We start from the raw sequence: 24059 nt of genomic DNA, 5'->3' as shown, positions 1-24059 counted from the left end.
TTCCATCAGTCTTAATTTGGCGCTTGGCGATGCCCTACTCTCACATGGGGAAGCCCCACACTACCATCGGCGTTATTACGTTTCACTACTGAGTTCGGAATGGGATCAGGTGGTACCGCAACACTATGGTCACCAAGCAAATTTGGTTTGCTTTCAAGTTGTATCTTTAAAATCTGAAAAGCTATAAATAAAGAAGTCTTTAAAACCTATCTTTCGATAAATAGTAGTGTTCAATCTATTCTTAAGTCGTATTTCAATTAATCATACTTTAATTTGTATGGTTAAGCCTCACGGGTAATTAGTACAAGTTAGCTCAATGCCTCACAGCACTTACACACCTTGCCTATCAACGTTGTAGTCTCCAACGGCCCTTCAGGGGACTTAAAGTCCCAGTGAGAACTCATCTCGAGGCCTGCTTCCCGCTTAGATGCTTTCAGCGGTTATCAGTTCCGAACTTAGCTACCGGGCAATGCTATTGGCATAACAACCCGAACACCAGTGGTTCGTCCACTCCGGTCCTCTCGTACTAGGAGCAGCTCCTCTCAATTCTCAAACGCCCACGGCAGATAGGGACCGAACTGTCTCACGACGTTCTAAACCCAGCTCGCGTACCACTTTAAATGGCGAACAGCCATACCCTTGGGACCAACTTCAGCCCCAGGATGTGATGAGCCGACATCGAGGTGCCAAACACCGCCGTCGATATGAACTCTTGGGCGGTATCAGCCTGTTATCCCCGGAGTACCTTTTATCCGTTGAGCGATGGCCCTTCCATTCAGAACCACCGGATCACTAAGACCTACTTTCGTACCTGCTCGACGTGTCTGTCTCGCAGTTAAGCTGGCTTATGCCTTTGCACTAACCACATGATGTCCAACCATGTTTAGCCAACCTTCGTGCTCCTCCGTTACTCTTTGGGAGGAGACCGCCCCAGTCAAACTACCCACCAGACACTGTCCGCAATCCCGATAAGGGACCTACGTTAGAACATCAAACGTACAAGGGTGGTATTTCAAGGTTGACTCCACATCATCTAGCGACAATGCTTCAACGTCTCCCACCTATCCTACACATGTAGGTTCAATGTTCAGTGCCAAGCTATAGTAAAGGTTCACGGGGTCTTTCCGTCTAGCCGCGGGTACACTGCATCTTAACAGCGATTTCAATTTCACTGAGTCTCGGGTGGAGACAGCGTGGCCATCATTACGCCATTCGTGCAGGTCGGAACTTACCCGACAAGGAATTTCGCTACCTTAGGACCGTTATAGTTACGGCCGCCGTTTACCGGGGCTTCGATCATGAGCTTCGACCTAAGTCTAACCCAATCAATTAACCTTCCGGCACCGGGCAGGCGTCACACCGTATACGTCATCTTTCGATTTTGCACAGTGCTGTGTTTTTAATAAACAGTTGCAGCCACCATTTCTCTGCGACCGACAATAGCTTACGGAGCAAGTCCTTCACCATCATCGGCGTACCTTCTCCCGAAGTTACGGTACCATTTTGCCTAGTTCCTTCACCCGAGTTCTCTCAAGCGCCTTAGTATTCTCTACCTAACCACCTGTGTCGGTTTGGGGTACGATTCTCTTATATCTGAAGCTTAGAGGTTTTTCCTGGAAGCCGGGTATCAACTACTTCATCTCCGTAGAGACTCGTCATCAGCTCTCAGCCTTAATGTGCGCCCGGATTTACCTAAGCACACAGCCTACAACCTTAAACATGGACAACCATCGCCATGCTAGCCTAACCTTCTCCGTCACCCCATCGCAATATAAGTGAGTACAGGAATATTAACCTGTTTCCCATCGACTACGCCTTTCGGCCTCGCCTTAGGGGTCGACTCACCCTGCCCCGATTAACGTTGGACAGGAACCCTTGGTCTTTCGGCGTGGAGGTTTTTCACCCCCATTATCGTTACTCATGTCAACATTCGCACTTCTGATACCTCCAGCAAGCTTCTCAACTCACCTTCGACGGCTTACAGAACGCTCCTCTACCATGCAAGAACAAGTCTTGCATCCGTAGCTTCGGTGGTATGTTTAGCCCCGTTAAATCTTCCGCGCAGACCGACTCGACCAGTGAGCTATTACGCTTTCTTTAAAAGATGGCTGCTTCTAAGCCAACTTCCTGGCTGTCTGAGCCTTTCCACATCGTTTCCCACTTAACATACACTTTGGGACCTTAGCTGACGGTCTGGGTTGTTTCCCTTTCCACGACGGACGTTAGCACCCGCCGTGTGTCTCCCGCGATTGAACTTATTGGTATTCGGAGTTTGCAAAGGGTTGGTAAGTCGGGATGACCCCCTAGCCTTAACAGTGCTCTACCCCCAATAGTTAGACGCGAGGCGCTACCTAAATAGCTTTCGAGGAGAACCAGCTATCTCCCGGTTTGATTGGCCTTTCACCCCCAGCCACAAGTCATCCGCTAATTTTTCAACATTAGTCGGTTCGGTCCTCCAGTTGATGTTACTCAACCTTCAACCTGCCCATGGCTAGATCACCGGGTTTCGGGTCTAATCCCAGCAACTATTCGCGCAGTTAACACTCGGTTTCCCTACGGCTCCGCTATTCGCTTAACCTTGCTACTGAAATTAAGTCGTTGACCCATTATACAAAAGGTACGCAGTCACAGAACAAGTCTGCTCCCACTGCTTGTACGTATACGGTTTCAGGTTCTATTTCACTCCCCTCACAGGGGTTCTTTTCGCCTTTCCCTCACGGTACTGGTTCACTATCGGTCAGTCAGTAGTATTTAGCCTTGGAAGATGGTCCTCCCATATTCAAACAGCATATCACGTGTGCCGTCCTACTCGATTTCACAGTAAGGTCGTTTTCATGTACGGGACTATCACCCTGTATCGTGAAACTTTCCAGAATCTTCCACTAACTTCCAAACTGCTTAAGGGCTAGACCCCGTTCGCTCGCCGCTACTAAGGGTATCTCTATTGATTTCTTTTCCTCGGGGTACTTAGATGTTTCAGTTCTCCCGGTTCGCTTCGCAACGCTATGTATTCACGTTACGATACTCTACAAAGTAGAGTGGGTTCCCCCATTCGGAAATCTGTGGATTAACGCTTTTTATCAACTCCCCACAGCTTAACGCAGATTAACACGTCCTTCATCGCCTCTGACTGCCTAGGCATCCACCGTATACGCTTAGTCACTTAACCATACAATCTAAAGTCGACCGTACAATTGAAATAACTAGGTATTATCTAGTTTTTTTCGCCTCAAGAATACTCAAGAACACTATATTGTTATTGCCGAAGCAATAACGTGTTTTAAGAACTTCTTTATTTATTCAGCTTTCCAAATTTTTAAAGAGCAATTTGCTAAAAAGCAAAGATAAGCATTAAGCTTGCTTAGCTTTGTATTTTAACAACTATGATGTGGTGGAGCTATGCGGGATCGAACCGCAGACCTCCTGCGTGCAAGGCAGGCGCTCTCCCAGCTGAGCTATAGCCCCACATCATAGAGTTCGTAAGAAGATTGGTAGGACTGAGTAGATTTGAACTACCGACCTCACCCTTATCAGGGGCGCGCTCTAACCAACTGAGCTACAGTCCTATCGCATTTCTTACATGCTTTTCAACTTTCTATTCAAGCAATTTGTGTGGGCACTTACAAAAATTAACAACTTTACGTAAGGAGGTGATCCAGCCCCAGGTTCCCCTAGGGCTACCTTGTTACGACTTCACCCCAGTCATGAACCACACCGTGGTCATCGCCCTCCCGAAGGTTAAGCTAATGACTTCTGGTGCAGCCCACTCCCATGGTGTGACGGGCGGTGTGTACAAGGCCCGGGAACGTATTCACCGTGACATTCTGATTCACGATTACTAGCGATTCCGACTTCATGGGGTCGAGTTGCAGACCCCAATCCGGACTACGACGCACTTTATGGGATTCGCTTACCATTGCTGGTTTGCAGCCCTTTGTATGCGCCATTGTAGCACGTGTGTAGCCCTACTCGTAAGGGCCATGATGACTTGACGTCGTCCCCACCTTCCTCCGGTTTATCACCGGCAGTCTCCTTAGAGTTCCCACCATTACGTGCTGGCAAATAAGGATAAGGGTTGCGCTCGTTGCGGGACTTAACCCAACATTTCACAACACGAGCTGACGACAGCCATGCAGCACCTGTCTCATAGTTCCCGAAGGCACCAATTCATCTCTGAAAAGTTCTATGGATGTCAAGAGTAGGTAAGGTTCTTCGCGTTGCATCGAATTAAACCACATGCTCCACCGCTTGTGCGGGCCCCCGTCAATTCATTTGAGTTTTAACCTTGCGGCCGTACTCCCCAGGCGGTCTACTTAATGCGTTAGCTTAAGAGCCCAGTTCTCAAGGAACCAAACTCCGAGTAGACATCGTTTACGGCGTGGACTACCGGGGTATCTAATCCCGTTTGCTACCCACGCTTTCGCATCTGAGCGTCAGTTACTTGCCAGGTGGCCGCCTTCGCCACTGGTATTCCTTCAGATCTCTACGCATTTCACCGCTACACCTGAAATTCTACCACCCTCTCAAGAACTCTAGTTTGCCAGTTCGAAATGCAGTTCCCAGGTTGAGCCCGGGGCTTTCACATCTCGCTTAACAAACCGCCTGCATGCGCTTTACGCCCAGTAATTCCGATTAACGCTTGCACCCTCCGTATTACCGCGGCTGCTGGCACGGAGTTAGCCGGTGCTTCTTCTGCGAGTAACGTCACAGCAGTAGAGTATTAATCTACTGCCTTTCCTCCTCGCTGAAAGTACTTTACAACCCTAAGGCCTTCTTCATACACGCGGTATGGCTGCATCAGGGTTTCCCCCATTGTGCAATATTCCCCACTGCTGCCTCCCGTAGGAGTCTGGACCGTGTCTCAGTTCCAGTGTGGCTGATCATCCTCTCAGACCAGCTAGGGATCGTCGCCTTGGTGAGCTCTTACCTCACCAACAAGCTAATCCCACTTGGGCTCATCTAGTCGCGAGAGCTTTCAAGAAGAGGCCCCCTTTCACCCGTAGGTCGTATGCGGTATTAGCAGTCGTTTCCAACTGTTGTCCCCCTCGACTAGGCAGATTCCCAAGCATTACTCACCCGTCCGCCGCTCGACGCCAGAATAGCAAGCTATTCTTCGTTTCCGCTCGACTTGCATGTGTTAAGCCTACCGCCAGCGTTCAATCTGAGCCATGATCAAACTCTTCAATTAAAAGTTTTTTGACTAATCAACGATGTTGATTAAGTCGGCTCAATGAATTCTGTACTTCAACAACAAACCGAGGTTTGTTGTTTATAAAACCAAATCTTTCGATTTAATTTAATGTTCACAATTACATTGATATAATTTTTGGTCATTATATCTCTGCAAGTGCTCACACAGATTGCTTGAATAAATTATTAAAGAGCATTGACCTTGACGTCTTTCGTCGTAGTCAGGCTGCGTATTCTACGCAAACCGAATTTGAAGTCAAGCATATATTCACGCTTTGTTCAGGACGCTTAAAAAGTAACCAAAGCCGTTTTTTAAACACCTTACTGAGCGACGTTTCCGTGTCAGTGGGCGCCATTATAGATAAAACGATTTGATAGGCAAGCATTTCAGCGTCAGGAATTACAAATACTATGACATGAGCAATTAACCAACGACCACTGATTAAATTTAACGCTAAACGTTAATGTACCGCTATAGTAAGCAAACTAATCTACAAGGTTTTCGCAAACAATTTCACTTTAGCCCAATCAGTAAACTCAATATCTTTCGTCTTATCAGTACTACCACCGGTTATTTTCATAATCAACTGGATAATAAGTGTTTGCCACCAATTATATTTTGAATATAACAATGCGCCAGCGAATACAGCTTGCTGCTTGGGTACCCAATTCGACTTTTCTAAAAATGCCTGCATATATGCATTCGTTTCAGGAGTATTCTTCTCAGCTTTTCTTGCGGTTAAGTTTACACAGAAAAAACTATTCTCTTTTGCTTCAAGTTCTGCTTTATGTGCAGCAACAAATTGATAGAGTTTTTTATTCAAATGACCATAACGCACAGAGGCACCGATAACTACTTTATCAAAAATAGCCATATCAAGATGCTGGCATTCTTCAAGGCTCATAACTTCACAATGATACTTATCGGTAATAGACTCCTCGATAGCTTTAATTATCTTTAAGGTTTGACCATCAACGGTAGAATACAGTACTAACATTTTTTTCATTTATATGATTCCACTTAACTACGCCAGAAAGCTGGGGTAAATAAAATTAATAAGGTAAAGACTTCTAAACGACCAAACAACATAGCGACAACTAATATCCATTTAGCACTGTCATTAACGTCACCAAAATGTACCGCGACTTGTCCAAGTCCCGGCCCTAAGTTATTTAATGTTGCAACCACAGCTGAAAAGGCCGATATCTCATCCATACCCGTCGTGATCAATGCCAGCATACAAATAATAAATACCAAGGCATAAGCAGAGAAAAAACCCCAAACCGCATCGATAACACGATCGGGTAATACTTTTTTTCCTAATTTAATCTTATATACGGCACGAGGATGCACTAAACGTTTCATTTCACGCATACCTTGTAAATAAAGTAATAGGATACGCACCACCTTCATACCACCACCAGTAGAGCCGGCACAACCACCAATAAAACTCGAAAACACAAGCAGCACAGGTAAGAACAATGGCCAGTTTTGGAAACTGGTCGTCGTAAACCCAGCAGTTGTTGAAATTGAAACGGCCTGAAAAACCGCTTTGTCTAACGCCATTTCAGGGGACTCATAAACACCTTTAGACAAGAGAATAAAAAAGCAAATAGCCACAAGTGTAAGTTGTACAAATAAGAATGTACGTAATTCCGGATCATGTAAGTAAGCGCCAGGTTTAAAACCTTTAATTGAGAATGCGGCAAAATGCAGTGAAAAATTCATCCCCGCAATAATTAAGAACACCACAGTGATCATATTGATAACCGAACTATCAAAATGACCCATACTACTATCATGTGTAGAGAATCCACCGATTGCAATAGTTGAAAAGCTATGCGCAATAGCATCGAAAATAGTCATTCCAGCCAGCCAAAACGCCATTGCGCAAATAACTGTAAGGCATAAATAAATATACCAAAGTGCTTTTGCAGTTTCAGCAATACGGGGGGTCATCTTAGAGTCTTTGACTGGGCCGGGAGTTTCTGCACGATAAAGCTGCATACCACCGATACCTAAAACAGGTAATACGGCAACAGCAAGTACAATAATCCCCATACCACCTAGCCATTGTAAAAACTGGCGATAAAACAGCAATGCTTTAGGTAATTCATCAAGTCCAACAATAACGGTTGCACCTGTTGTCGTTAAACCAGAGAAAGATTCAAAGAATGCACCAGCGACACTGAGATCTGGTTGCTCAGAAAGAATAAAGGGTAACGCACCAACACTCCCCAGAACCGTCCAAAACAAAACTACAATCAGGAAACCATCTTTGGCTTTTAATTCTTTTTTATAATTGCGGTTTTGGTACCATACGATACTGCCTAACGTGACACAAAAAGCAAACGAATTAATGAAGACGAGACCACCACCATCCTTATATATTGCGGCGATCAGTGCAGGGAATATCATGGTCACACTAAAGATGGTAACTAATATCCCAACAATTCTTAAAATTGCCCTGAATTGCATTGTTATTTTTATCCCTAAATATTAATCGACCACTTTGACATTAACTTGGCCATTCGTTTTGTTTTTAACCGCAATAATAAACGCTTGCGCATGCCTTGCATCAACATCAAGCTGCATTATTACTTGTTCACCATATTCGGCATGTTTTAATTTACCATTATATACTGAAAATAAGCGCTCTATTGCGGCTATTTGAGCATAATCACAAGTTAAATTAAGTTCTGTATATATAAAACATTCAATAGGATCAATCAATTTTAATACTTGTTGTACACCGCCTGCATATGCACGCGCTAACCCCCCTGTACCTAATTTAATTCCACCATAATAACGTACAACAACTGCGGTCATCTCCCCTACGTCACTGCCCATTAAGCAATGAAGAATAGGCTTACCCGCGGTACCTGAAGGTTCACCGTCATCACTAAAACCATATTGTTGCCCGTCACTGGGACGTCCAGCAACAAATGCCCAACAATGATGACGCGCATCAGGGTGTTGCGCTTTAATTGTCCGAACAAATTGCTCGGCTATTTGGCGTCCTTTAGTTGGTGCTAGATAAGTAATAAAACGGCTTTTTTTTATTTCTTCAGTATATTCATAGGCCTGTTCTAAAACAAAATAAGGGCTATTCGCTATCATTTAAATCCTGTGTATTTGGTGCGGGTGAGATATTCATCGCTATTCTACTGTTATATGTCTGTTGATAATAGCAGGTTCAGGATCACAAACTTTAAAAGTTAAGTGTTGATGATTTTTTTTTATTAAACATTCATCAACAAACATCTAACAATTAAAAACAGTTGTAAGCTGAACCGTTTAAAGCAGATCAAGCCACAAAACAAGCCGCAAACAGAGTTAACAGCTAAATACAAACTTAAACTAAGTACCTAGCGCTAACTTGAAAGACAAATAACTTATTTTACTAGTATTGCCCCCCATCAATCCTTACCAGCAACTATACTACTTATTGAATATATTAGCGTAACCACCTCGACAAAAATTTAAACAGTCGTTTAAAATAAGTGTTGAAATATTGTTAGATTATCGACAGAATGAGATCAACCAGTGCCCTACATAGCTGGTAAATAGCAAACGGAGCAGATGATCACCATCGCTTTAGCAAGGAGAAACGTAATGATTTACCAAGCCGAACAACTCTCGGTCACTCTATTAGAAGATGGCATCGCAGAATTAAAATATGACGCGAAAGGCCCTGTTAATAAATTTGATCAAGCAACATTACAAGCATTAACTGAAGCTGTAAAAGTATTACAGACTAATTCAGACATTAAAGGACTAATTCAAACATCAGGTAAAGGTGCATTCATCGTTGGCGCCGATATCACTGAATTCCTTGAACTCTTTAAACTACCTGACGCTGAATTATTAGGTTGGTTGGAACAAGCAAATGCAGTATTCAATGCAATTGAAGACCTGCCATATCCAACAATCTCTGCAGTAAATGGGCATGCACTTGGCGGTGGTTGTGAAGCAATTCTTGCAACAGACTTCCGTGTAGCAGACACAACAGCACGTATCGGTTTACCTGAAACTAAATTAGGTATCATGCCTGGTTTCGGTGGTACAGTACGTTTACCACGTCTGATCGGTGCTGATAATGCCGTTGAATGGATCACAACAGGTAAAGATTATAAAGCACCTGCAGCCCTTAAATTTGGCACTGTAGATGCGGTTGTAGCACCAGAAAAATTACGTGATGCTGCACTCTCTATGATTAAAGATGCGATTGCAGGAAAACTTGACTGGCAATCACGTCGAGCGCAAAAACAAGCACCATTAGGTTTAAATAAAATTGAAGCAACAATGAGCTTCTCTACTGCACTTGGCATGGTGTACGCGAAAGCGGGTAAACATTATCCAGCTCCGACAGCTGCAGTTAAAACAGTTGAAGCAGCAGCAAGAATGGACCGTACTGGTGCACTTGGTGTTGAAGCTGCAACATTCATTAAACTTGCTAAAACAGATGCAGCACAAGCATTAGTTGGCTTATTCTTAAGTGACCAAGCATTAAAAACTGGCGCGAAGAAAGCAGCAAAAGCAGGCAAAGCAACAAATAAAGCCGCAGTACTTGGCGCTGGTATTATGGGTGGCGGTATCGCTTACCAATCAGCAGTAAAAGGTACGCCAGTTATCATGAAAGACATCAATGATACTGCACTTGATCTTGGTATGTCTACGGCATCAGGTCTATTAACAACGCAACTTAAGCGTGGCCGTATTGACGGTACTAAACTGGCTAAAGTTATTTCTTCAATCACACCAACGCTAAGCTATAACTCAGTTGATGAAGCTGACATTATCGTTGAAGCTGTTGTTGAGAACCCGAAAATTAAAGCTGCTGTACTGGCTGAATTAGAAGACAACGTAAGTGCAGACACAGTCATCACTTCAAATACGTCTACGATTCCAATTAATGTACTAGCGAAGAGCTTAAAACGCCCAGAACAATTCTGTGGTATGCACTTCTTCAACCCTGTGCATAAAATGCCATTAGTCGAAATCATCCGTGGTGATAAATCATCTGATGAAACAATTGCGACAACAGTTGCATACGCCGCGAAAATGGGCAAAACGCCTATCGTTGTAAATGACTGCCCTGGTTTCTTCGTTAACCGCGTATTATTCCCATACTTCTTTGGCTTCTCAAAACTAATCGCTGATGGTGCAGATTTTGTAGCAGTAGATAAAGTTATGGAAAAAGAATTCGGTTGGCCAATGGGTCCAGCATACTTGCTAGACGTTGTTGGTATTGATACAGGCCACCATGCAGCAGCTGTGATGGCTGACGGTTTTCCTGAACGTATGGCTAAAACAGGCAAAGATTCTATCGATGTTATGTTTGAAGCAACGCGTTATGGTCAGAAAAATGGTGTTGGTTTCTACTCTTACGCTAAAGACCGTCGTGGTCGCATACAAAAAACACCGGATGCAAAAAGCTATGAGCTGCTTGCTGAAGTTGCAAGCGAAAAAGCTGATTTCTCGAAAGATGACATTATCGCTCGCTGTATGATCCCAATGATTAACGAAGTTGTTCGTTGTCTTGAAGAAGGTATTGTTGCTACTCCAGGTGATGCTGATATGGCACTTATCTATGGTATTGGCTTCCCTCCATTCCGTGGTGGTGTATTCCGTTACTTAGATACTATGGGTCTAGATAAATACATTGAATTAGCAGATTCATTTGCTGATTTAGGACCACTTTACCAAGTAACTGATGGCTTGCGTCAACGCGCAGCTGACGGCAAAACTTTTTACTAAGACACGAACGAGGATAATAAAATGAGAGATGTAGTTGTAGTCGATTGTCTACGTACACCTATGGGTCGTTCTAAAGCCGGTGCATTCCGTCACGTTCGTGCTGAAGATCTATCTGCAAAATTAATGAAAGGCTTGCTTGACCGTAACCCTGAAGTTGATCCAAATGACATCGAAGATGTTTATTGGGGTTGTGTTCAGCAAACACTAGAGCAAGGTTTCAATATTGCCCGTAATGCTTCATTACTTGCTGGTATCCCTATCACAGCAGGCGCAACAACCGTTAACCGTCTATGTGGCTCATCGATGCAAGCTATCCATGATGCTACACGTGCTATCGCAATGGGCGACGGCGACGTGATGATCATTGGTGGTGTTGAGCATATGGGTCATGTACCAATGAACCACGGTGTTGATTTCCATGTTGGTCTTGCTAAATCTACTGCGAAAGCAGCGGGTATGATGGGGCTAACAGCTGAAATGCTAGGTAAATTACACGGCATTACACGTGAGCAACAAGATGCATTCGCAGTACGCTCACACAAATTAGCACAAGCAGCAACTGTTTCAGGTCGTTTCAAACGTGAGATTCTACCAATTGAAGGTCACGATGCTGATGGCATTTTAAAGTTGTATGATTTTGATGAAGTGATTCGTCCAGAAACATCAATGGAAAGCCTAGGTAATTTACGTCCTGTATTTGATCCTGTAAACGGTACAGTAACAGCGGGTACGTCATCTGCATTATCAGATGGTGCTTCTGCAATGTTACTTATGTCTGCGGACAAAGCCAAAGAACTAGGTCTTAAGCCTCGTGCTCGCGTTGTATCTATGGCTGTTGCAGGTTGTGATCCATCAATAATGGGTTACGGTCCAGTACCAGCAACGAAGAAAGCACTTAAGCGTGCTGGTTTAACTATTGACGATATCGATGTATTCGAATTAAACGAAGCATTCGCAGCGCAATCTTTACCTTGTGTTAAAGATCTTGGCTTAGAAGATGTTGTTGAAACAAAGATTAACCTTAACGGTGGCGCAATCTCATTAGGTCACCCTCTAGGTTGCTCTGGTTCACGTATCTCGACTACGCTTGTTAACGAACTTGAAGTTCAAGGCGGTAGATATGGTCTCGCGACTATGTGCATCGGTCTTGGTCAAGGTATCGCGACTATCTTTGAGCGTATCGAAGACTAATAACAACAGTATAAATAATACGGTTAGTTAATCTATATCAAGCCAACTATGACGATAGTTGGCTTTTTTATGTTCTTCTTAAAATGTTCTTCTTGAAATTTCCCCCTCCAAGCGGTTCAATACACATTCGCAATGTAAATAATGGACTGGGCATGAGCACCAAAAAGCAAATATTAGTAGTTGACGATGACGTTGAGATCAAAGAGTTACTCAGTGAATACCTCGATCAAGCTGGATTTTCAGTGCTGACAGCCGGTGAAGGCAAAGAAATGCAACGCGTCTTAGCCACCAATACGCCCGATCTGATTGTCTTAGATGTAATGATGCCAGGTGATGATGGTTTTACCTTGTGCCAAAAAATCCGCCGAACATCACAAGTACCGATCATCATGTTAACGGCTAATTCAGATGAAGCTGATCGCATTGTCGGCTTAGAAATTGGCGCAGATGATTACATGGCGAAACCTTTTAGTCCTCGAGAATTACTAGCGAGAATCAAAGCCTTATTGCGCCGTTCAAGTTACACCAAGCCAACCCAAGGCCGCTATTTTATGTTTGCTCATTGGAAGCTTGATACATTAACACGCCAATTAATTAATCAACGTAATAGCAGTACAACAGAACTGTCTGGCAGTGAATTCAATATGCTAAAACTGTTTGTGACGAACCCAAATCAAGTACTAAGTCGTGATGCCCTTTCGGATGCGACTCGTGGTCGAGAAGCACTGCCCCTTGAGCGAGGCATCGATATACAACTTAGTCGATTACGTCAAAAACTAGGGGATAATAGTAAAAGTCCGACCTTAATTAAAACCATCCGTGGACGTGGTTATGTATTGATCACCGAAGTCTCTTATGACGATTAAAGAGTATATTTACCGCCAGCTACCCAGCTCTTTAGTCTCTAGAATGTTATTACTGACACTGTTATCAATCGCCACCGCGCAGTTAATTTCAACCAGTATTTGGTATAATTTTAGTAAAGATAAAGAACTCGAAGGATTAAAAAATACCGCGGAAAGCATGGCTCAAAATATAGCCTCAACCGCGACCTTCTTCAATTCCTTACCCTTACAATATCGTCATATCGTATTAGAACAGTTACGCGATTTTGGTGGCAGCCGCTATTTTGTATCATTAAATGAAGTCGAAATTCATATCGACCCCGTAGCCGACAGTGAAATGAAACGTGTGGTACTCGATGAATTTCAGCGTGTGCTAGGAGATAAACTAGGTAATAATATCGTCATTAAAACAGAGTTTTCTCACCCCAAAACTTTACACGTATTAAACAACAATACTCTGTTATCCGAATTGCCCCGATCTTGGGCACACTACTCACTCACGCTAGAGCCGTTAAACCCCCCCGTGTTAGTGATACAAATGATGTTCGCACCTGATGAGTGGCTATATATCGCCGCATTGCTACCAGCACCTTATGTATCCCTAAATGATAAATTAGTAAGTAATGATCAATTGTTTTTCATCTTTCTTATTACCGCTAATTTAATGTGGATGATCTACATATTAGTGCGCTGGCAAACCAAACCACTTAAAAAACTGGCGGCCGCAGCTGCGACATTAAGCCAAGATTTAGACCAACCTCTGCTTGAAGAAAAAGGCGCATCGGAATTAGTGATTGCCACTAAAGCATTTAACCGTATGCACTTGCGAATAAAGCGCTATATTGACGATCGAGAACGTTTATTTCGTTCTATCTCTCACGATTTAAAAACCCCTATCACGCGATTGCGCTTACGGGCAGAGTTACTCAATGACGATGCAAAAACAGCGAAATTCAATAATGATCTGGACCAATTAGAAATGATGGTTAAAGGCGCACTACAATGTGTGAAAGATACCGATATTCACGAAAACAGTGCACCCATTGATATCCAAGAATTACTGTATGAGATCACGGAACATCATAATAGCAGCACAGAAAAAGTTACTTTCGCATTTCCAAAGGTGAGCGCTCGCTATTATGGAAAACCCCTTGCTATAAAACGCTGCTTAACTAACCTGGTTGAAAATGGAATAAAATATGGCGCGTTCTTACACCTTATCGTCGAACAACAGCAAGAGCACATCGTCATTTGTCTGATTGATTCAGGCCCAGGTATTCCTGAAGATATGTTAGAAGATATTTTTACACCTTATACACGTATAGCTCAAGATAGCGATGGCTCAGGGTTAGGTTTAAGTATTGCTCGCAGTATAGCGAGTGCCCATGGCGGTACACTCACCTTACACAATCGAGAAAATTCAGGATTAAAAGTGATCTTACGACTCCCGCATAAACCATCATCACGGATATAATAATGAGCACCATCATCAGTAATCGCATCCAACGACTCTTTATACTACTGAGTGTTTTATTCACTTCCCCTGTAACAGCAAGCCAAGTAGAAGTATTACATTGGTGGACATCTGGTGGTGAACTAGATGCGCTCAGTGAGCTGCAAAGTAAAGTCGAAGAAACCGATAATACCTGGCTCGACTTTGCCATTAAAGGTGGCGGTGGTAATACAGCCTTAACGGTATTACGTTCGCGAGCTGTATCAGGTAATCCACCGACAGCGGCGTTAATTAAAGGCCATAATATTCAAGAATGGGCAAAACTTGGGTTTCTAACCTCATTAGACGACATTGCTAAACAAGAACAATGGGATGCCAAGCTCCCAGAGTTTATTAAGCCAGTGATGAAATACCAAGGGCATTACGTAGCAGTACCGATTAATATTCATCGTATTAATTGGTTATGGTTCAATGAAACAATTTTTAACAAAGCAAATATTGCAATTCCTCGTGATCTCGCGGAACTGATCACTACATTACCACAGCTTGAAGCCGCAGGTTACTTACCGATAGCTCATACATCTGAACCTTGGGCTGATGCAATTTTATTTGAGTCGATCAGTTTATCCATTTTAGGAGCAGAACAATATAAAAAGGCTTTTGTCGAACTTAATCCACAAGTATTAGCATCACCGAAAATGATCCGAGCCTTTGCTAAATTACGTACTATATCGCTATTCATCGACGTAAATGCCAAAAATAGAACTTGGGAACAATCCACTAAACTCTTAATTGAAGACCAAGCAGCAATACAAATCATGGGTGATTGGGTAGCAGGTAAATTACTCCAAGAAAAGCAGAAATTAAATACCAAGATCCGCTGTATTCCCTTCCCTGGCACTGAAGGTATCTTTAGCTATAACATTGATAGTTTTGCTTTTTTTAAATTAAAAAGTGTATCATCAGAAGTAAAACAAGCGCAAAACACCCTAGCAAGTATCATATTAACACCGGAATTACAGCGTGACTTTAACGCCAAAAAAGGTTCACTGCCGATTATTGATACCACTGATAAGGGTAGTTTTAATGCTTGTACGCAGCAGTCATACCAAGACTATCAACAAGCAACCCGAGACAACACCTTAGTGCCGACCTTTTCTCAGGCAATGGCAACGACAACCTATGTACAGTCAGCAATAACAAGGGTAATCAGTAGTTTTATTTATGATAAAAGTATTACTAATGAAGTGGCTGTAGTACAACTCGCCAATGCCATTAAAGCAGCACAGTAAAACACGAACAACGTAAACGCTATTTTTATAAGGGACTAATCACGCATGCTACAGCAATGGCGAAAGCTGACTTATTTAACAGCCAACAGTAATTTTTTTATTGCGCTAAAAGCATTTTTAGCATCAATAACCTTATTGATCCCAGGCTATTTTCTCGAATTATCGGCCTTTTCAGTCACTGCCGTACTCGGCATTGTGGCCGCGGTAATTTCAGAAGGTGATGACAGTATTAAGCAGCGTATTATTAATAGTTTACTGGCGTTACTTTGCTTTGCAGTCTCTTCATTATTAGTCAGCCTTCTATTCCCTTATCCTTTATTTTTTTTAATTGGCAGTTGTTTATTTAGTTTTGCGATCATCATTCTTGGTTCCTTAGGTAAACGCTATGTCACCATCAGTTTTGCGACTTTGATGATTGCAGTTTATACCATGCTAGGACTAAGCCATGATGCTGAATCCGCAGCGGTACTCACTACTGAATTCGCATTTAATCCTTATTCTTTACTTCTTATTGCCGGTGCGGCTTGGTATTTTATTATCTCGACAGTACTGCTTAAGGTAACTTTATATAACCCGATCAGAGAGCAATTAGCTGACATTTATTTTTCACTGGGTTTATACCAACAAGAAAAAGCCAAATTTTTCTCACAAAAAAAACATGATCATAAAACCATTCGCCATACTTTATCGACGTTGAATATTAATATCGTCAATGCAATGTCGGCATGTCGCACCAACATTGACTATCATATGGATAGAAGTCTATCTCATGAACTTCAGCACTTGATACACCTTTATCAAGAAGCGCAAGAACTCCATGAAAAAATGACATCTAGCCATTTTCATTATGATTCACTAAAGCGTAATTTAAATAACAATTTGATTATCAGCGGGTTTGAGCAGGTGTTAAAACAACTGGCCAGTGCTTGTAAAGAAAGAGCTAATGCAACGCTATACAAGCAAGCTTATGATCATGATAATGGCCTGACTTGGTCATTAGCTATTTTAAAACAAGAATTGCTGACATTAGAAAAGTCTGTGGAATGGCCACTCTTTGGTCCGCTAAAATTATTATTTCGTAATTTGCGCAAGGCTGATGAGCTATTAATTAATAGCGAGCCCACAAGTCAGCATGAATTCTTAGTCATGGCGCCACGTGAGCTATTATCAATAAAGCAACAACTCACTAACGCATTACACTTATCCAGCCCAGTGTTCCGCCATGCCATTCGCTTAACTATAGGTATCGCATTAGGGATAGGGATTATTTTTGCTTCTGAGCTACATGGCTATTGGGTGGTGTTGACGACATTATTTGTACTTCAGCCCAGTTACAGTGCAACTCGACTTAAATTAAAACAGCGTATCTCAGGTACGTTGATGGGTATCATCATCGGAGCTATTTTACTCTACCTATTCCCGACAGAACGTAGTCAGTTGTTATTATTGGCAATATCGGCATTTTTGTTCTTTTATTATTTACGTAAAAATTACAGTCGCGCGGTTACCTATATAACATTACTGGTATTACTGGCCTTTAACGTACTTTACCAACAGGGTTATATCGTTACGATTCCGCGTATAATAGATACCTTAACGGGTTGTAGTATTGCCTACCTACTGGCTAAGTTAGTACTGCCAAACTGGCAATATAAGCAATTCCCTAAGTACTTGGTCGAAGCGTTCACCGCTAATCAGGCTTACTTTCACGAGATAATTAATCAATATGTCTCAGGGAAAAACAATGAATTACCGTATCGCGTTTCGCGCCGTAAAGCCTATGTAGCAGATAGCTACTTGACCGCCTCTTGGAAAGACATGCAAGTTGAGCCTAACGATAAACGGCATAAACTGAATCATGTTTACGATATATCTCGTCGTAACCATGCCATGTTATCGGAATTATCTGCATTAGGCGTACACAGAAATAAGATTATTGATGTGAGATTACAGCAAGACCTACGCTTAGTGGAGCAAATGATTATCCGGGCTTTAGCACAAACGAAAAACACTATTTTGTCGCCAATCAATGACGATAATATTTATATTAGTGAGCTTGAGACATTACTCAAACGCTATAAAAATGATGATAATAAACATACGCTATTATTAATTCAGAAGCTGAAACAAATAGCAAAAATTACTGAAGAGTTGCAAATAATGGCTAATGAGATGAATCACGTTTCAGATACTCCTGCACGCAGTAACGTGCAAGAGTCATGAATGTATTAGCTATAATCGTGGTACGGATTAATTTGAGCTAACTTGATGGCGTTTACAAAGCCTTGTAAACGCACTTCTTCAGTAGTTATATTAACACCGCTTTCGTCAATCACCGCATTGCCAAATTCATAACGGATATTTTCATCGCCAAAGCAAGCCTTGTTATCATTAGTTTGAGCCGTTTTTTGGATCTTATTATTTTTTTCATGATAAGCGCTTACTACCGACTTACCGTATTTAGCTTCGAGCATGGTTAATGTTTGCTGAGGTGATAACACCAAACCACTGGCATTGTTACCACCAAAGCCTTTAGCATTCAGGATCACCGCTTTCATTTCTTGACCTTTATCACCAACAAACTTGTGGTCAGTTAAGATATTTAAATTGGCCTGATGTACGTCACCGGCAATATGATCAATGGTTTTAATCCCAGGGATCCAGCCATGCTGCCAAACACCGAGTGAAGCGACTAATTGATCACCTGCAGCCGCGCCCATAGAATGACCGACATAAGATTTAATTGCCGTCACAGGCCAGCTTTTAATATTAAAACTGGTCGCGACTTCACTCAAAATATGGCTTTCAGTCACGCGGTTTTGTGGTGTTCCGGTACCATGCGCCTGTACAAAAGTATGTTGTAAACCAGCTTCGCCTAAAATTGCTTTCGCTAATGCGGTGGCTTTTGCGACAGTCACATAGTTACCAATTCCTGGCGCTGAAATGGATTTCTTATTGGCATCAGCATTAATAAACACATCGGCAACAGAACCATAAATAGATACACCTAACTCTAATGCAAGTTCATCATCCATCAACACCACAAATTGTGCCGATTCAGCCATCGTAAATCCAGCGTTGGATGAAAATGGACGACAAGCACGGCGATTATCAACAAAATCACTGTTATCCAATGCTTTTAACTGATCATCTTCAGCTAACGCGCCCATCACACGAAAACCTTCCATAACCCCTGTTTCAACAGGTGCTTCAGCGTTACCCACTATCGCAACTTTTGATTTACCTGACTGAATGTCTAACATACCTTGACGCAAGTTATATAAGAAACTCGCACAAGCCCCCATGTTGGTGCCAGTAGTACCAGCACTGTTGATCACATAACTATTAATGAAATCTGCAGGCATTTCAGCTAGTGCCATAGCCATCATTTTGGTACTAACACGACCGCCTTTAAAATAAGCTGAAAGCATACCACCAAATGAATTTTCATCGACTTGACCGAGTGCACTTCCCGCATAGACAGATACTTCATCAGGATTAATTAATTTGAGAATTTCATCCCAATCAACACCTAATGAATTAAGCGCATCAGAGGCTCCATAAACCGTTAGTTTTAAACCGCGAGGATGCGAACGTGAATTGTATAATTTATCTAAATCAAAGCCCGTTGGAATATTACCGGCACTTGATACTGGGTAAGTAATGGTGTCATGAATTAACGCCTCAAAGTCACCTTCTATAGTCACTTCAACTGTTTTATTATCAACGTCGGTAAGTGACCAATTAGCTGGAATGGTCTGTGGTAATTTAGACTTTTTCAATTGAAATGTGATTGGCGCTGCACTTGGCGCTAATTTAGCTTTACGCTGAAAAGGCACTGCTTCAGGAACAAATGTAGTGGTACGGCGCACTAACGTACCCGCTTTAATCTGGGCAATAATGTCAGTATTAATATCGTGAGTATCTAATCCCATACGCTGCGCGAGGTCTTGCCAAGTACTGCCCATGACATCTTCTTTCAGAACATCACACACTAGACGCTTATAACTGTGGAAACCAGAACTACGTCCAGCTGCATTCATTCCACCTAAACCAACAATTAACGGTAACTTTGCCATTTTATTACATCTCAATTCGAATCTCAGCTATTGCTAGATAGTCTAGCAAGTTATACTAACAATACACTTTCATCCGTGCCATTAACCCTGACGAATGTGCCACTACAGACTATTTACCTATAAAGATCGGACACAGTGTAATAAATAAATAGATATACTAAGTTTAGATTGCTACAGAATTGGAGTTTGATATGAAAATTGGGTTTGTACTTTATGATAAAGCGTTAGTTACTGGTATTTCCTTAGCAGCAGAAATGTTATCAGGCGCATCACGCTTGCGCGATAGAAAAACCCAACATCAAGACCCACTAGAAATAAAATTAATTTCTAGTAGTTTAACCGCTAAACCTCTGACAGCGGGACTTCGTTTACAACCCGACTTGACCTTTTCCTGTGAGCAAGAGTTTGATTTAGTCATATTTCCACCTATGTGGGGAAATCCATTAGTTTCAATCATTAAACACCCAGAAATATTACCTTGGTTACATCAGCAATATAATAGCGGTGCAAAGATACTCTCTACTGGCACAGGTGTTTGTTGGTTGGCTGAAGCGGGATTACTTGATGGATTACCAGCCACAACACACTGGTATTTTTACGATCAATTTAGTCAACAGTACCCACAAGTAAAACTCAATCGTCAAGCCTCCATAACTGCCGCGAATGGCTTATATTGTGCTGGTAGTATTAACTCACAATCGGAAATGATGCTGTTTTTAATTAACGACATGTTTGGAAAAAAGATCGCGAGTGTGATTGAAAATCATTTTTCCCATGAAATATCACGCACTCAACAACAGCCTTTCTACCAAGTTGGTGGCCAAGTACAATTTGATGAATCGGTTGCCCTCGCACAAGATTGGATGCAACGTAACATGGCAAATAGCATTACCAATCAAATGATCGCCGATGTTTGTCAGTTACCGCTACGCACCTTCAATCGCCGCTTCAAAGAACAAGTAGGACAAACCCCAAATCAGTTTCTGTTAACTCTGAGATTAGAGACCGCACAAGTGCTATTACGGGATTTTGGCTTAACGATCTGCGATGTTGCAGAACAAGTTGGTTTTCGTGATGCATATTATTTCAAAAAAAAATTCCAGCAACACTTTGATATGGCTCCAAAACAATACCGAGACATGGTGAAAGCCAAAGTTTTCGCCGTTTGACGGCTTGATAATCATTCTCATTCATATTAACATCATCATAAATTCAAGCCCAAACTGGTTATTTATGTACGTATGTATTTGTCGCGGTATTACCGATAAACAGCTGATAAAAAGCATTGATGAAGGTGCAACAACAATGAAAGAATTAAGTACTGAGCTTGGTATTGGTAATCAATGTGGCAAGTGCTGTCAATGTGCCAAGAAGGTATTAAACCAAACTAGACTCAAGCAAGCACAACAACAGCCACAGGTAGCCTAACTACATTGAGATTGTAAATAGTTGTCTAAGCCCTCATGGCCGATCAGATATTGCTGACTCTCGATCCAGTCAATTTGTTCTTCAACTTCTTCTAAGATCTCCGTAGCTATATCACGACTGACAAAATCATTGCTTTTTTCACACTCTTCAATCAAGGTTTGTAGTACCACGCGAATACTCAGCTCTAGCTCAATATTCAATTGAATCATTTCAGCAGCCTCTTCACCGATAGCTAAACGCCCTAAGTCCTGTAAATTAGGTAACCCCTGCAAAAATAAAATACGATTAATAAGTTTATCAGCCTGCTTCATTTTTAAAATAGACTGTTTGTAGTCCGCTTTATCCAAGCCCTCTAGCCCCCAATTTTTATACATTCTGGCATGTAAAAAATATTGATTGATCGCAACCAGCTTACAACCTAATGCCTTATTTAATAACATGATGATATTTGTATTTCCTTGCATAATCGCCTCCTGAACGATGAATGTGGTAATACGATAAGAATTAAGAGCCCATGTGCGACTGGATATAATTAGATAAACTGATTTTTTTAATCAAACCTAACTGCTGCTCTAACCAGTAAACATGATCTTCTTCAGTATCAGCGAGTAATGGCAACAATACTTCTCGGGTTTGATAATCACCTTCCTCCTCGCACACTTTAATGCCAGCACGTAATCCGCCAACAACCTCCAGTTCCAGAACCAGATCATTAGTCAGCATACTAGTAACATCATTGCCAATTAATAGGTCCCGGCGATCTTTTAAATTCGGCCGACCTTCAAGAAATAGAATACGTTTAATGAGCGCGTCAGCATGCGTAATTTCTTCTTCCATTTCATGGCTGATCCGTTCATATAATTTTTCTAATCCCCAATCCTGATACATTCGAGAGTGAGTGAAATATTGATCAATTGCTGCTAATTCATTGTGTAATAACCCATTAAGGGTCGCGATAACCTTACTGTTGCCTTTCATCATAAACTCCAATAAACAGGTAGTAGAGTTAAGCTTAGATAACAATCACAGTTTTACCATTACAAGGTAGGGAATTACGAGTTAGATAACAAGACAGAGGGCGATCGCCCTCTGTGAATTTATTCTTTATCATCGTCGTGTTTGGCTTTATCTTCTTCAACAAAATAATCACTTAATTCCACCCAAACTGCTATCCCAACAATACTCAGCACCCCTAGCCACGTACCGGTATCAGCAATAGGAACTTCCATAAGCATGATTAATAAAGCAAAAAAAGCGATTGAAGAATATACTTTTAGTCTGCCACTGGCTTGTAGTAACATACACACTCCTTGTTGATGGTTACTTAAGAGCGCAAAATGATGTCTCGCGTTCATTAACAATTTAACAACATATTGGTAATTTACCAATATGTAATTACGATCACTCACTAATATTAGTCTATTAACGTATATTGACCACATAGAGAAAGCCTGATGAACCCATTATTTTCCGATCCAGAACATGAACTAGATGCCCTCGGTTTACGCTGTCCAGAACCTGTAATGATGGTAAGAAAAACAGTGAGAAAACTAGAGGATGGTCAAACGTTATTGATACTTGCAGACGACCCCGCGACAGTACGTGATATCCCAAGTTTCTGCCAGTTTATGGATCACACCCTAGTGGCTAGCCAGACAGAGCACCTACCGTATCAATACCTGATCAAAAAAGGTGTAAATTAGTCACTCAATATACGCGAATATTAACACTGCATATTCGCGAGCCCTCTATCCCTAGCCAGATTTTCTGCCGAACCCTTGCTAACCTAGCTCGAATACCTGAAAAAACCACACTAACAATACGAAATATTGTAATTTATCCTATATTCATATCTGCGCAGCAGGTATACTTTAATGATTATTTCTTTGCTTTATTGTGCAGATATCATGTCAAAATATAATGTTAAAACCTTTCAAGGGCTGATCCTAGCACTGCAGGATTACTGGGCTCGTCAAGGTTGTGCGATTGTACAACCATTCGATATGGAAGTAGGTGCCGGCACCTCTCACCCAATGACGTTTTTACGCTCATTAGGTCCAGAGCCAATGGCTTATGCTTACGTTCAACCATCGCGTCGTCCAACTGATGGCCGTTATGGTGAAAATCCAAACCGTTTACAACACTACTACCAGTTTCAAGTAGTGCTCAAACCATCACCAGCTAATATCCAAGAATTATACTTGGACTCGCTGAAAGAAGTTGGTCTTGATCCATTGGTTCACGACATCCGCTTCGTTGAAGACAACTGGGAAAACCCAACATTGGGTGCCTGGGGTCTAGGTTGGGAAATCTGGCTAAACGGTATGGAAGTATCGCAGTTTACATACTTCCAAGCAGTTGGTGGTCTTGAATGTAAACCAGTTACAGGCGAAATGACTTACGGTCTTGAACGTCTTGCTATGTACATCCAAGAAGTAGACAGCGTATATGACTTAGTGTGGACAGACGGTCCTCTAGGCACTGTTAAGTATGGTGATATTTTCCACCAAAATGAAGTTGAGCAGTCTACTTACAACTTCGAGCATGCAAATGTTGATTTCCTATTTACTCTCTTTGATGAAAGTGAAAAAGAAGCGCAAAAGCTATTGGATTTAGAAGTGCCACTACCGCTACCAGCATACGAACGTATTCTTGATGCTGGCCACGCATTTAATATGCTAGATGCACGTCATGCAATCTCTGTGACTGAGCGTCAACGCTATATTTTACGTATCCGTACCCTTTCTAAAGGTGTTGCTGAAGCGTATTACGCATCTCGTGAAGCGCTAGGCTTCCCGCTATGTAAAAAAGACAAATAGG

The 24059-nt window shown here is 42.0% G+C and carries 17 protein-coding genes, 2 tRNA genes and 3 rRNA genes; 10 read left to right on the top strand and 12 right to left on the bottom strand.

The features are described 5' to 3' along the window. Positions 1-21 precede the first annotated feature (21 nt). From rrf to HWV03_RS00115, 8 genes are all read right to left on the bottom strand, one after another. Positions 22-137 (bottom strand): 5S ribosomal RNA (rrf, locus tag HWV03_RS00150). 140 nt (positions 138-277) lie between these two features. Then, positions 278-3169, bottom strand: a 23S ribosomal RNA gene (locus HWV03_RS00145). Between the two features lie 220 nt (positions 3170-3389). Beyond that, positions 3390-3465, bottom strand: a tRNA-Ala gene (locus tag HWV03_RS00140). 24 nt (positions 3466-3489) lie between these two features. Next, positions 3490-3566 (bottom strand) — tRNA-Ile (locus tag HWV03_RS00135). 77 nt (positions 3567-3643) lie between these two features. Beyond that, positions 3644-5188: ribosomal RNA gene (locus tag HWV03_RS00130) — 16S ribosomal RNA — on the bottom strand. Together the 16S, 23S and 5S rRNA genes with 2 tRNA genes alongside form the textbook arrangement of a ribosomal RNA operon. Before the next feature lie 493 nt (positions 5189-5681). Continuing rightward, positions 5682-6197 carry a menaquinone-dependent protoporphyrinogen IX dehydrogenase gene (hemG, locus tag HWV03_RS00125; RefSeq protein ID WP_211677995.1) on the bottom strand — a complete coding sequence of 172 codons (516 nt, stop codon included), beginning with the start codon at positions 6195-6197 and terminating at the stop codon, positions 5682-5684. Positions 6198-6211: 14 nt separating this feature from the next. Beyond that, positions 6212-7669: a TrkH family potassium uptake protein gene (locus HWV03_RS00120; RefSeq protein ID WP_211677994.1), complete on the bottom strand. Its 1458-nt coding sequence runs from the start codon at positions 7667-7669 to the stop codon at positions 6212-6214. A 21-nt stretch (positions 7670-7690) separates the two neighbouring features. Next, a complete protein-coding gene (locus HWV03_RS00115) occupies positions 7691-8311 on the bottom strand; it encodes a YigZ family protein (RefSeq protein WP_211673551.1) in 621 nt (206 codons plus the stop codon). A 495-nt stretch (positions 8312-8806) separates the two neighbouring features. On the opposite strand from HWV03_RS00115, the gene fadB reads away from it, so the two are divergent. The 6 genes from fadB (at position 8807) to yccS (ending at position 17955) form a co-directional block, all read left to right on the top strand. Continuing rightward, positions 8807-10951, top strand: a complete 2145-nt coding sequence (gene fadB, locus HWV03_RS00110) for a fatty acid oxidation complex subunit alpha FadB (protein WP_211677993.1) — start codon at positions 8807-8809, stop codon at positions 10949-10951. Positions 10952-10972: 21 nt separating this feature from the next. Beyond that, a complete protein-coding gene (gene fadA / locus HWV03_RS00105; protein WP_211677992.1) occupies positions 10973-12142 on the top strand; it encodes an acetyl-CoA C-acyltransferase FadA in 1170 nt (389 codons plus the stop codon). Between the two features lie 152 nt (positions 12143-12294). After that, positions 12295-13008 (top strand): response regulator, encoded by a 714-nt coding sequence (locus tag HWV03_RS00100; RefSeq protein WP_211677991.1) that lies wholly within the window; start codon positions 12295-12297, stop codon positions 13006-13008. Further along, positions 12998-14461 (top strand): ATP-binding protein, encoded by a 1464-nt coding sequence (locus HWV03_RS00095; RefSeq protein ID WP_211677990.1) that lies wholly within the window; start codon positions 12998-13000, stop codon positions 14459-14461. The genes HWV03_RS00100 and HWV03_RS00095 overlap by 11 nt, the downstream gene beginning before the upstream one ends. 2 nt (positions 14462-14463) lie before the next feature. Then, positions 14464-15732 carry an ABC transporter substrate-binding protein gene (locus HWV03_RS00090; RefSeq protein WP_211677989.1) on the top strand — a complete coding sequence of 423 codons (1269 nt, stop codon included), beginning with the start codon at positions 14464-14466 and terminating at the stop codon, positions 15730-15732. A gap of 45 nt (positions 15733-15777) precedes the next feature. After that, positions 15778-17955, top strand: coding sequence for a YccS family putative transporter (yccS, locus tag HWV03_RS00085; RefSeq protein ID WP_211677988.1), 2178 nt, complete (start codon positions 15778-15780; stop codon positions 17953-17955). A gap of 5 nt (positions 17956-17960) precedes the next feature. Here the strand turns inward: yccS and HWV03_RS00080 are convergent, their stop codons facing one another. Then, entirely contained in the window at positions 17961-19811 is a 1851-nt protein-coding gene (locus tag HWV03_RS00080; RefSeq protein ID WP_211677987.1) for a beta-ketoacyl synthase, read from the bottom strand. A gap of 191 nt (positions 19812-20002) precedes the next feature. Between HWV03_RS00080 and HWV03_RS00075 the strand changes: the two genes are divergently transcribed. Both HWV03_RS00075 and HWV03_RS00070 read left to right on the top strand, forming a co-directional pair. After that, the gene (locus HWV03_RS00075; RefSeq protein WP_211677986.1) at positions 20003-20980 is read left to right on the top strand and encodes a GlxA family transcriptional regulator; all 978 of its coding nucleotides are present in this window, start codon (positions 20003-20005) and stop codon (positions 20978-20980) included. A 64-nt stretch (positions 20981-21044) separates the two neighbouring features. Beyond that, complete coding sequence (locus HWV03_RS00070; RefSeq protein ID WP_211677985.1) at positions 21045-21239, top strand: (2Fe-2S)-binding protein; 195 nt, start codon at positions 21045-21047, stop codon at positions 21237-21239. On the opposite strand, the gene bfr (HWV03_RS00065) is transcribed toward HWV03_RS00070, so the two are convergent. The 3 genes from bfr (HWV03_RS00065) to HWV03_RS00055 all read right to left on the bottom strand — a co-directional run bounded on the left by bfr (HWV03_RS00065) (position 21236) and on the right by HWV03_RS00055 (position 22540). After that, positions 21236-21703, bottom strand: a complete 468-nt coding sequence (gene bfr / locus HWV03_RS00065) for a bacterioferritin (protein WP_045112324.1) — start codon at positions 21701-21703, stop codon at positions 21236-21238. The two genes, HWV03_RS00070 and bfr (HWV03_RS00065), sit on opposite strands and share 4 nt — an antisense overlap. A gap of 40 nt (positions 21704-21743) precedes the next feature. Next, positions 21744-22217, bottom strand: coding sequence for a bacterioferritin (gene bfr / locus HWV03_RS00060; RefSeq protein ID WP_211679924.1), 474 nt, complete (start codon positions 22215-22217; stop codon positions 21744-21746). A gap of 119 nt (positions 22218-22336) precedes the next feature. Next, entirely contained in the window at positions 22337-22540 is a 204-nt protein-coding gene (locus HWV03_RS00055; RefSeq protein WP_211673541.1) for a hypothetical protein, read from the bottom strand. A 153-nt stretch (positions 22541-22693) separates the two neighbouring features. Here HWV03_RS00055 and tusA point away from each other — a divergent pair, with 153 nt between their 5' ends. Beyond that, complete coding sequence (tusA, locus tag HWV03_RS00050) at positions 22694-22942, top strand: sulfurtransferase TusA (RefSeq protein WP_211673540.1); 249 nt, start codon at positions 22694-22696, stop codon at positions 22940-22942. 204 nt (positions 22943-23146) lie between these two features. Further along, complete coding sequence (glyQ, locus tag HWV03_RS00045) at positions 23147-24058, top strand: glycine--tRNA ligase subunit alpha (RefSeq protein WP_045112710.1); 912 nt, start codon at positions 23147-23149, stop codon at positions 24056-24058. Position 24059: the final 1 nt, after the last annotated feature.

It is taken from the genome of Moritella sp. 36, assembly GCF_018219415.1.
Classification (GTDB): domain Bacteria; phylum Pseudomonadota; class Gammaproteobacteria; order Enterobacterales; family Moritellaceae; genus Moritella.
This window is presented reverse-complemented; position numbering and strand designations above follow the sequence as displayed.